At 42.7% G+C, this 10,861-nt stretch carries 7 protein-coding genes; all 7 read right to left on the bottom strand.

Annotated elements, in window-relative coordinates; all coding sequences use genetic code 11:
• Positions 1-283: 283 nt before the first annotated feature.
• The 7 genes from ftsY to sufB all read right to left on the bottom strand — a co-directional run bounded on the left by ftsY (position 284) and on the right by sufB (position 10,565).
• Entirely contained in the window at positions 284-1,678 is a 1,395-nt protein-coding gene (gene ftsY, locus JOC28_RS09615) for a signal recognition particle-docking protein FtsY (RefSeq protein WP_205010478.1), read from the bottom strand.
• Positions 1,679-1,692: 14 nt separating this feature from the next.
• Positions 1,693-2,514, bottom strand: coding sequence for a Cof-type HAD-IIB family hydrolase (locus tag JOC28_RS09610; protein WP_205010477.1), 822 nt, complete (start codon positions 2,512-2,514; stop codon positions 1,693-1,695).
• Positions 2,515-3,300 (bottom strand): Cof-type HAD-IIB family hydrolase, encoded by a 786-nt coding sequence (locus JOC28_RS09605; protein WP_205010476.1) that lies wholly within the window; start codon positions 3,298-3,300, stop codon positions 2,515-2,517.
• Between the two features lie 102 nt (positions 3,301-3,402).
• On the bottom strand, positions 3,403-6,939 hold the full coding sequence (gene smc, locus JOC28_RS09600) for a chromosome segregation protein SMC (RefSeq protein WP_205010475.1): 3,537 nt from the start codon (positions 6,937-6,939) through the stop codon (positions 3,403-3,405).
• A 44-nt stretch (positions 6,940-6,983) separates the two neighbouring features.
• Positions 6,984-7,670, bottom strand: a complete 687-nt coding sequence (gene rnc / locus JOC28_RS09595) for a ribonuclease III (protein WP_205010474.1) — start codon at positions 7,668-7,670, stop codon at positions 6,984-6,986.
• Positions 7,671-7,968: 298 nt separating this feature from the next.
• Complete coding sequence (locus JOC28_RS09590; RefSeq protein WP_205010473.1) at positions 7,969-8,634, bottom strand: hypothetical protein; 666 nt, start codon at positions 8,632-8,634, stop codon at positions 7,969-7,971.
• 512 nt (positions 8,635-9,146) lie between these two features.
• A complete protein-coding gene (sufB, locus tag JOC28_RS09585) occupies positions 9,147-10,565 on the bottom strand; it encodes a Fe-S cluster assembly protein SufB (protein ID WP_205010472.1) in 1,419 nt (472 codons plus the stop codon).
• Positions 10,566-10,861: the final 296 nt, after the last annotated feature.

The following is a 10,861-nucleotide window of genomic DNA, read 5'->3' as shown; positions in this document are numbered from 1 at the left end:
TTAATTATTTAGTCAACCCACTACAGTTGACAAAGAGCCGATTCTCTCTCGTACTTAATTATTAGTCAACCCACTACAGTTGACAAAGAGCCTGATTTAGTTAATTGCGACAGCAATTTTTATAAGCAAAGGCCAATCTAAAACAATTTATCAGTGTCAATAGACTCCAAAATAGCATCCAGGGCCACTTATTTTCAAAGAAAAAGAGAATGGCTAGTGCTAGGGTAGCTGTTGTCATCAAAATAGTTGATAGGTGTTTCTTGATGAACATAGTGAACCCCGCTTAAATCAATTCCTCTAGAAGACCACGCATGAAGTCTTCTGAATTAAAGTCACCGATGTCATCGATTTTCTCACCAAAACCAATAAGCTTAACTGGAATATCCAATTCTTCACGAATGGCAAGAACGACACCACCCTTGGCAGTTCCGTCAATCTTAGTCAAAACAAGCCCAGTCAAAGGTGTGATTTTAGAGAATTCCTTAGCTTGACTGAGAGCATTTTGACCTGTTGAGGCATCTAATGCAAGGAGTGTCTCATGTGGTGCTTCTGGCACCACGCGCTTGATGATGCGTCCAATTTTTTCCAGCTCTGCCATCAGGTTGTCCTTGTTTTGAAGACGACCGGCAGTATCAATCATAAGGACATCAACACCTTCTGCGACAGCTTTTTCCATACCATCAAAAACGACTGAGGCCGGGTCTGCCTTTTCTTTACCAGTCACGACAGGCACATCGACACGACGTCCCCACTCAACCAGCTGGGCAACGGCACCCGCACGGAAGGTGTCAGCTGCAACCAACATGACCTTCTTGCCTTGGTTCTTGTACTTGTAGGCAAGCTTACCGATCGAGGTTGTCTTACCGACACCGTTGACCCCAACAAAAAGCATTACTGTCAAGTCATCTTGGAAATTGATTTTTTCATTATAGACGCCGTCTTTATCGTAGATGTCGACCAGTTTCTCGATGATCACACGCTGGAGGTCTTCTGGTTTTTTAGCATTTTCCAGCTTAGCCTCATAACGCAAATCCTCTGTCAATTGCGTTGCGACGGTCACACCGACGTCTGACAAAATCAAGAGTTCTTCCAATTCTTCAAAGAATTCTTCGTCAACACGACGGAAATTAGCAAAAAATTCGTTAAGACGAGCCGCAAAACCTGTACGTGTTTTCTTCAAACTACGGTTGTACTTGTCTTCTGTTGACTCTTCAGCTTCAACAACCACTGGTTCTTCAACTTGGACTGTCTTGGTTTCAACCGCTTGGAATTGAATTTCCTCGCCTTTTTCCAAGGCTTCCTTGGCAGCTGCTTTTTTGGCATAGTAGTCTGCCATAACAGCATTGAAATGCTCTTGCCCTTGGGTTTGTGACTGACTTTCAGAAAGCACTTCTTCTGCTACTGACTCTGAGCTAGCTAGTTGACTGTCTTCAGTCTCTTGAATAGTTTCTGATTGGATTTCTTCTGTTGCTTCTTCTGACTGACTCTCAGAACTTCCTTGAAGTGACTCCGATTGAATTTCTACTTCTGGCTCTTCTGCGACAGTCTCCTCAGCTACAACTTCATTTTCTGCCACTTCTTGAACTTGAACAGATTCCTCATAAATCTCTCGGCTGACCGTTTCTAAGTCTTGCTTCTCTTCATTTTTGGCTCCAAATAAGCGATCAAATAACCCCATATCGTCTCTCTTTCTTACACATCTTTTAGGATATAGCGGTGAATTGCCTCCGCTACACCTGATTCTTCGTTGGTTTTGGTCGTAACGGCATCTGCTTTAGACTTGACCTCAGCTGTGCCATTTGCCATGGCTACTCCCAGACCAGCCCATTCAAGCATGGACAAATCATTGGCTTCATCACCCATTGCCATCACATTTGCTGCTGAAAGACCCAGATGTTTGGTCAAAAGATCCAAACCAACTGCCTTGTGGACACCTTGTGGCATGATTTCTAGAATAATGTCACGTGATTTAAAGACTTCAAACTGGTCATAAAGATCAGCTGGTAATTTCTCAATCTGTTGGTCCAAAAAGGCTGCGTCCGTTACGATAACTACCTTATTATATACGATATCAGTCGGAATGTCATCAAAATGGTCAACTTCAACAAAGGTCAACATGGGATTAGCCGTATGATAGAGAGAATGATTTCCCTGACTGGCTAAGCTATAAACAATACCATCGCTGAGAATATCAATCGGCAAACCCAGCGGCTCCATGACAGCGTAGATATCCGCAAGATTTTGTCTAGTCATCTCACTTTTGTCTAAAATCTGACCTGTATTGCGCTGCACCAAGCCTCCGTTAAAGGTAATGCTGTAATCTTCCTCTGAAATCAAATCAAGCTCTTCTAAGAGATTGCCGATAGCTGGTAGCGGACGACCTGTTGTGATAACGACTTTGACACCAGCTTCACGTGCTGCTTTAAGCGCAGCCTTATTCTCATCGGTCACAACCTTTTTTCCATTAAACAAGGTACCATCCAAATCAAGGGCAAGAATCTTAATATCTGTCATCTACTTCACCAATCCTTCCAAATAAGTCATTACAGCTTCATCATCACAATGTCCAATCACCTGATTAGAGATAGCTTTAATCTCCTGACGGGCATTTTCTGTGGCAATGGCAGTGCCTACAAAGTCTAACATCTCATAGTCATTGAGATTGTCTCCAAAGCCAATCATCTCTTCTGGACTAATCTCCAATTGCTGAGCGAGTGCTTTAAGACCTGTTGCCTTATGCAAGTCTGAATAAATAATATCCATGGCATCAAAACCTGTTGTGACAGCCGTTTTGCCGTCAAGCTTGCTATTTAACCATTCTTCACGCGCAGCTACCGTTTCCACCGTGAACTGACAAGTCACCTTAAAGATGTCATCCTCAACCTCAGTCAAATCGCAGCGCTGCACATTTTCATAATAACGCTCCATATGATCCAAATAATCTTGACTGGCATCAAGCGGTGCATAAGAACCCTGACGTCCTGACAGGAGATAGCCTGCGCAATCGCCCAGCGACTCCAAAAGGTCCACGATAGCCAAATAGTCAGCCTTGGGCATGACCTGCTCAAAGAGAATGTCTCCTTTGTACTGGACGACACCACCATTTTCAGCAATAATAGCAAGGCGATCCACAAAGCCCTCAAAGAGCTTGTCCACCGCAATCAAAGCACGACCGCTTGCTACCGTGAAAATAATATCATCACCAAAAGCAGTCAGCAATTTTTCCAAGCGCTGACGGTCATAAGTCCCGTCCTTGCGCAGGAAAGTTCCATCCATATCTGTCGCAACTAATCTAATCATAGGTCACCTCAAAACGTTTACATAGTTCTATTGTATCAAAAAATAGGCGGAAATAGGCAGAAAAACCAAGTTTGCTAGAAGAACTTGGTTTTCTTTTATTTCCTATCGTGTCAACTGCTCAGCTTCTTTGAGCTTGACTGAGACAATTTTAGAGATTCCTGACTCCTGCATGGTCACGCCATAGATGCTATCAGCGGCAGCCATTGTCCCCTTACGGTGGGTCACCACGATAAACTGGCTAGACTTGTCAAAGCGGTTGAGATAGTCACCGAAACGCTTGACATTAGCCTCGTCCAGCGCAGCTTCGACCTCATCCAAGATAACAAATGGAATGGTCTTGACGCGGATAATGGCAAATAGCAGAGCTAGGGCAGAGAGGGCCTTCTCCCCACCAGACATGAGGTTGAGAGACTGGATTTTCTTGCCAGGCGGCTGCACCGAAATCTCGATACCCGAGTTAAGCAAGTCGCCATCTGTCAGAATCAAATCGGCAGAACCACCACCAAACATCTGACTGAAAGTCTCTTTGAAGGAAAGACGAATAGCTTCAAAGGTCACCTTGAAACGTGTCTTAACCTCGTCATCCATATCTGACATGGTATCCAAAAGTAGGTCCTTAGCTGATACCAAGTCATCACGTTGGCTATTGAGGAAGATCAAGCGATCATTGACCTCATCAAACTGAGCAATAGCGTCCAGATTGATTGGTCCAAGGTCCTTGATTTGTCGTCCCAAATCTTTGAGGCGCATTTCAGCAAGTGGCAAATCCTCAATCTCTTCTGCCTGATTAAGCGCTTCTTGATAAGAGAGACGATAGTCTTCTGTCAAGGTCTGAGAAGATTGGCGAAGATTAGCAGAAACCTGCTCAATGCTAGATTCTAACTGAGCCTGATGACGGATAAAGTCATCATTTTTTGAACTTAGTTTCTGGAGTTGTTCTTCCAAATCATCCAGCTGACCGTCAATATCCTCAGACTCAAAACGCAGTCTGATTAAATCTTGTTCACGACTAGCCTTGTCTTGACCAGCCTGTGCCAGCTGTTCTTTTAGGCGTGGAATTTCTTCTACCTGACCTGAGTCTTGACTTTCTAGAGCCTGACTGAGGACTCGCATCTGACGGTCGCATTCCTTAAGTTCCATTTCCTGACGCAGACGATTTGAGCTGGCAAATTTCTGCTCAGAAGTCAACTCACGCTCTAGAAGACGAGCATCTGACAATTGGTCACGGAGTTGGTTTACCTTCTCCTCAATACTATCCTTGTCCGTCTTAATCTGGTCGATTTCCTGCGTCAGCTCTTCTTTTGACTGAGCAATCTTAGCCAAACGAGTTTCCAGCTGAGCCTTCTTCTCCTCTGCCTGAGTTTGGTCCAAAAGCTGCGCTGACTGACTTCTGCGGTCAAGTAATTTTTGAAGGTCAGCTAGACGGTCTGCCAACTGCTGATAGTTAAGCTCCGCCTTTTGCTCAAGGAAACGAGCATCCTCACCATCACGTTTGAGGTCTTCCAAGGTCTGACGAGCCTTATCCAGAGCTGCCTTCTTAGCCTCCAAGGCTTTCTCGTCTGACAACTGGCTAGCTTCCAGCTCTTGAATCTCCTGAGTCAGAGCGTCCAACTCAGGCTTGATAAAGGTCGTGTTATTCTGACGGTTGGCACCACCTGAGAAAGACCCACCAGGACGCAACTCGGTTCCATCCAAGGTCACGATACGAACCTGATAATTCAAGGCACGCGCAGCGCTGTTGGCATGATCGACAGTATCGAAAACAGCCGTCACTCCTAAGAGATTTTGGAAGATGGTTTCTAGGCTCTTGTCATAGGTCACCAAGTCGCTAGCAAGTCCCTTGAAACCTTGACTAGACTGCAAAAGCTCCAGATTGCGTGGTGACATTTGACGAGCCTTGATAGTTGTCAAAGGAAGGAAGGTCGCACGCCCTTGGCGACTCTGCTTGAGATAGTTGATAGCACGCTTGGCAGCTGCTTCATCCGCAACAATGATGTTCTGACTACTTGGCCCCAAGGCGATTTCCATGGCAGTCTGATAGCTAGGATCGAAAGTCACCGACTCTGACACAGCCCCAAGGATACCACCTAGTTGCTCTGCATTTTGCAAAACTGCCTTAACACCGGCATAAAAATTGCTGTGGCTCTTGAGGATGGACTCCAAACTGTTCTGACGAGCCTTCTTGTTCTTGAGCTGATCTAGATTGTCAAAGAGCTGATTCTGAGCCTGACGATAGCTGTCCTCCTGTGCCGCTAAGTCACGATTCTGCAACTGATAAGCATCCAGAAGCTCCTTAACAGCTTCCTTGGCAGACTCGTAGCTAGCAAGTGCATCCTTAGCTTCATCTTTTAGGGAAATGAGCTCCGCAGACAATTGAGCGAGTTCTTCTGACTGATTTTCAGACTGTTCTCTAGCCTTATCCATGTCAGACTGCAGAGCTGTCAATTGGTTAGAGAGGTCAGCTTCTTCCTGCATGAGTCCGACAAAGCGATCACGCAAGCCCTCAATAATCTGATCAGGACTAGATGAAAAGTCCTGCAAATGTTCTTCCAGTTGACTGATTTTTTCTCTTTGTTGAGCCAAATCCTGGTCTAATTGAGCCAGTCTCTCTTCAGAGGTTTGAAGACTTTCTTCAAGACTTGCCTTTTCCTGACTGAGACTTTCTAGACGACTGCGATTTTCAGATTCTTTTTCCTTAGACTGGCTAGCCTGCAACTGACTGATTTGGATACGACTTTCCAAGTCACCGATCAGACTGGTCAGACGAATCAATTCTTCTTGCTTGGTCTGCTGTTCTTGGACCAATTTTTGTCGTCTATTTTTGAGTTTTTGATTGTCAGCTTCTAAGCTAGAACGCTCTTGATAATAGGCTGACAAATCTTCCTTGACCTGAGCCAAGTCAGATTCTAAGCTCTGCAATTTTTCCTTATTCTTATGAATAGAATCCACCAAGAGATTGAGGAAAAGTGTGCGGCGTTCTGCCTCCAAGACTTGGAAACGTTTGGCTGTTTCTGCCTGTTTCTCCAAGGGTTTGACCTGCATATCCAGCTCGTAGATAATGTCTTCCAAACGGTCCAGGTTGTCCTGAGTCTGCTTGAGCTTGCTTTCGGTCTCTTTCTTACGTGTCTTGTACTTGAGGACACCAGCCGCCTCTTCAAAAATGGCACGGCGCTCCTCAGGCTTGCTATTGAAAATCTCCTCAACACGCCCTTGAGAGATGATAGAGAAGGAATCTCGACCCAGACCAGTATCCAAGAAAAGGTCGTGAATATCTCTCAGACGAACCTTGCGTCCATCAATCAGATAGTCGCTGTCGCCATTACGATAAATATGGCGCTCTACTCGAATCTCTTCACCCGCATCAGCGATAAAGCCATCTGAGTTATCTAAGGTCACACGAACTTGAGCAAAGTTGAGAGCATGACGGTTTTCCGTCCCTGCAAAGATGACATCAGGCATCTTACCACCACGCAGACTCTTGGCACTTGATTCACCCAGAGCCCAACGCAGACTTTCAGTAATATTTGATTTCCCAGAGCCATTTGGTCCTACAACAGCTGTCACACCTTGGTCAAAAGTAACCTTGGTCTTGTCAGCGAAGGACTTGAAGCCCTGCATTTCAATTTCTTTTAAATACATAATGATTGCTTGCCAGTATCATATACCAGCATTAACCTTTCTCCTTATGTCAACTCTGCCAGGGCATTCTTAGCCGCATCCTGCTCTGCCATTTTCTTAGAACGTCCTTGTCCTTGACTGAGCACCTGACCGTCAGCTGTCACCTGCACTTGAAACTGCTTGGCATGGGCTGGACCTTCCTCATTGACCACCGTATAGACGATGCTGACCTCACCCTTAGTCTGGAGCAACTCCTGCAGCTGAGTCTTGTAATCTTTGACCTGCTCGTAGCTACCAGTCTCCACCTTGGGAATCATGACTTGGTTGAGGAAGTTTGAGACTGCTTCGACACCCTTGTCCAATAGCAGAGCTCCTAAAAAAGCTTCGAAAAGATCGCCTAAGATAGTGTCGCGATTGCGTCCACCAGATTTCTCCTCACCCTTACCAAGTTTGATATGTTGGTCAAAACCACAATCACGAGAAAAGCCAGCTAGTGACTCCTCGCGAACAATCATCGAACGCAGTTTTGACATATCCCCTTCTGCCTTGTTTGGGTATTTGAGATAAAGATATTGCGAAATCAATAATTGTAGAACCGCGTCTCCTAAAAATTCCAAACGTTCATTGTGTGAAATGTTTAGGAGGCGATGTTCATTAGCATAAGAGGTATGAGTAAAAGCTGTCTCCAGAAGACTTCCGTCCTCAAAAACAATCCCAAAAGAAGCCTCTAAAGTGTGTTCTAGTTCTTTCATAATGTTCTCTTTCTAAAATAAAAAATACCTCTCTATTATACCAAGTTTTAGCCTAAAAACATACCAGAAAACAAAAAGAAGACTAGCAATTGTGCTAGTCTTCTATCATCTAATCTGCAAGGTAAACATCTTTGTAAGCTTCCACTGAGATTCTCAACTTTAATTATTACCCTTAAATTCATATTATCTGCGGAAACCTAAACACGTCTTTTTACACCGTTTTCAACGCTCATTCTATCTCATCAATTCAAAATGATTCCATACTCATATTGTGGTGAGAGTATTTGTTAGTTTTAACTCATACTCCCTCCTTAACTTGGAACACTAATATCCTTCTCACTTCTGTATTTTTAGTTGAATCATATAATGAGTAGGTTAGTATATATCTAAAACTCTGTTCAGAATCTCCTCTTAATTTCTCCACAATAATTGTGACTTCAGAGTCAATAGATAAAGAGTATTGATTAATCATTTTTTTACTATATGAGGACAACTCTTCTTCATGGAAATGCATTGTCTTATCATAGGTTTCTATTGAATTTGAATATTTGTCTAAAACCAATTTCTGAAAATATTTGTTAGAAAAATGAAATTCATCAAAAAATAATTGATTTTCTGTTTTTGTTTGTCCACTTAAACTTGTATACAAAAAATTATTAATAAAAAAAATTTCTTCTTGATTTTTTTCATCCTTAGATGTCTTAACTATTGATCCCTTTAAACCATTCGGAATCTCAGTATCAAGAGTAATTTCAAAACCTTCTTCCTCAGAATCTCCCACATAATAGCTAAATGAATCTTTAATTACTGAAACATTCTGTGATTCAATATTTTGGCTGTCTAAAATTTCAAATAAGGGCTCTATTTCATCCTTTACCTTTTGTTCCTGACTTTTACATCCGCTCAATCCTATTAATATGATTGCACTTAAAAATAGAATCAAGCTCTTCCTTAGCCATTTCATAATTCAATCTCCTCTTAACTATTCTCTAATAGATTATTCTTATTTTATCATAGAAAAATGTATAGAAAAAGAGAGTATTAACTCTCTTAAATGGTAATATTTTAGTTGATAACTACTCTTAATTCATAAATTCTAAGCTTATATCAGAACAACACTGCCTTTACTTTATCTAATCACTTCTGTGTGTAGTTGTTCTTAACTCGTCACTTGAATTTATTGTAGGAAACTTCGCTTCCTCTATTTGTAACCTCAGTGGGTATTTGATGATGTTGAACAGTTTCATAACTGTTCAATCATTCATCAACTAAATCTAAAGTAGACAAGGCAGATCCAGTCTGCCTTGTCTTTATCCAATAACTTCTGTGGGTGTTTGTCGGTTAATAACAGATTTATAGCTGTTATTAACTCGTCAACTAAATCTATTGTGGGAAACTTCATTTCCCTTATCACGTTACTTCAGTTGGCGTATTACTGTGTTAAATAGCCCCATGGCTATTTAATCACTAGTAATATTAACCCACTGAACCATCCATTTCATAGCTTATCAATCGGTTGAGTTCGACGGCGTATTCCATTGGGAGTTCTTTGGTGAAGGGTTCGACAAAGCCCATGATAATCATCTCTGTTGCCTGGCTTTCTGTCAAACCACGGCTCATGAGGTAATAGAGCTGGTCTTCTGAGATTTTTGAAACCTTAGCTTCGTGTTCAAGGGCAACTTGGGAGTTGTGCATTTCATTGAATGGAATGGTGTCAGACTTGGACAGGTCATCCATTAGAATGGTATCACATTCAATATGGCTGACGGATTTTCTTGAATTTGGTCCAAATTTAACCTGTCCTCGATAGTTGACTTCTCCTCCTCGTCTTGCCAAGGATTTTGAAATGATTGATGAGCTGGTATGCGGTGCATTGTGAATCATCTTAGCACCTGTGTCCTGAATTTGGTGACCATTGGCAAAGGCGATTGTCAGCATAGTGCCACGCGCCCCTTCACCGTCCAAAATGACTGATGGGTACTTCATGGTCGTATGAGAACCAAGGTTGCCGTCCAGCCATTCTACCGTAGCATTCTTATCCGCCTTGGCACGTTTGGTAACCAAATTATAGACGTTATCAGACCAGTTTTGAATCGTCGAATAACGCATGGTTGAGCCCTCAAGTGCATAGACTTCAACGATAGCCGCATGCAGACTAGCTGTCGAATAGATAGGTGCGGTACACCCTTCCACATAATGAATGCTGGCGCCCTCATCAACAATAATCAAGGTACGCTCAAACTGTCCAGTCTCTTCGTGATTCATACGGAAATAAGTCTGCAAGGGAATCTCACATTTAACACCCTTAGGAACATAGATGAAGGTCCCACCTGACCAAAAGGCAGCGTTGAGGGCAGACAATTTGTTATCACCTGGCGTAACCAATTTAGCGAAGTATTTTCTAAAGAGGTCAGGGTGCTCACGCAGAGCTGTATCTGCATCTGTAAAGATGATACCTAACTTATCGTATTCATCCTTGATATTGTGGTAGACCACTTCTGATTCGTACTGGACAACAGCTCCTGCCAAATAATGCTGCTCCGCCTCAGGAATCCCAATACGGTTAAAGGTCTCCTTAATTTCTTCTGGAACATCATCCCAAGAATGCTCTGCTTTTTCCGAAGCCTTTTGATAGTAGATAATCTCATCAAAATCAAGCTCAGAAAGGTCTGGACCCCAATCTGGCATAGGCATGCTGTGGAAAGTTTCTAGAGCCTTAAGGCGGAATTCCAACATCCAATCAGGCTCTTCCTTGACACGTGACAATTCACGGACAGCCTCCTCAGTAGGTCCCTTTCCTGTTGAAAAAATCGGTTGAATATCATCATGAAATCCAAATTTATAGTCATCCAAGGTGATGTCCTTGGGCTTTACAATGTCATTTCTTTCAGTCATGACGGTCCTTTCTCTATCCTTTTGTCGAAAAATGAATACTACTATTGTAACACAAATCCGAATTTAGACCATAAAAAGTCGCAATTTTTAAAAAATTTCGTCAACTACAGAAAAACCTTGAAAGTCTCCTTTCAAAGTTGGCTCTATAATTTCTGTAGTGGGTAAATCCACCAAGGAGATTGTAGGGCTTTTTGAATATAGAAAAAAGTCCCACATGACTTATAATGAAAAGCGACAAAACCATCATTAGAAAGATTCATATGGAACAAGTAGATTATATCAAAGACTCGCTCGAT

It is taken from the genome of Streptococcus loxodontisalivarius, from assembly GCF_016908645.1.
GTDB lineage: Bacteria > Bacillota > Bacilli > Lactobacillales > Streptococcaceae > Streptococcus > Streptococcus loxodontisalivarius.
The sequence above is the reverse complement of the archived record's forward strand: the minus strand, read 5'-3'. Positions and strand labels throughout refer to the sequence as shown.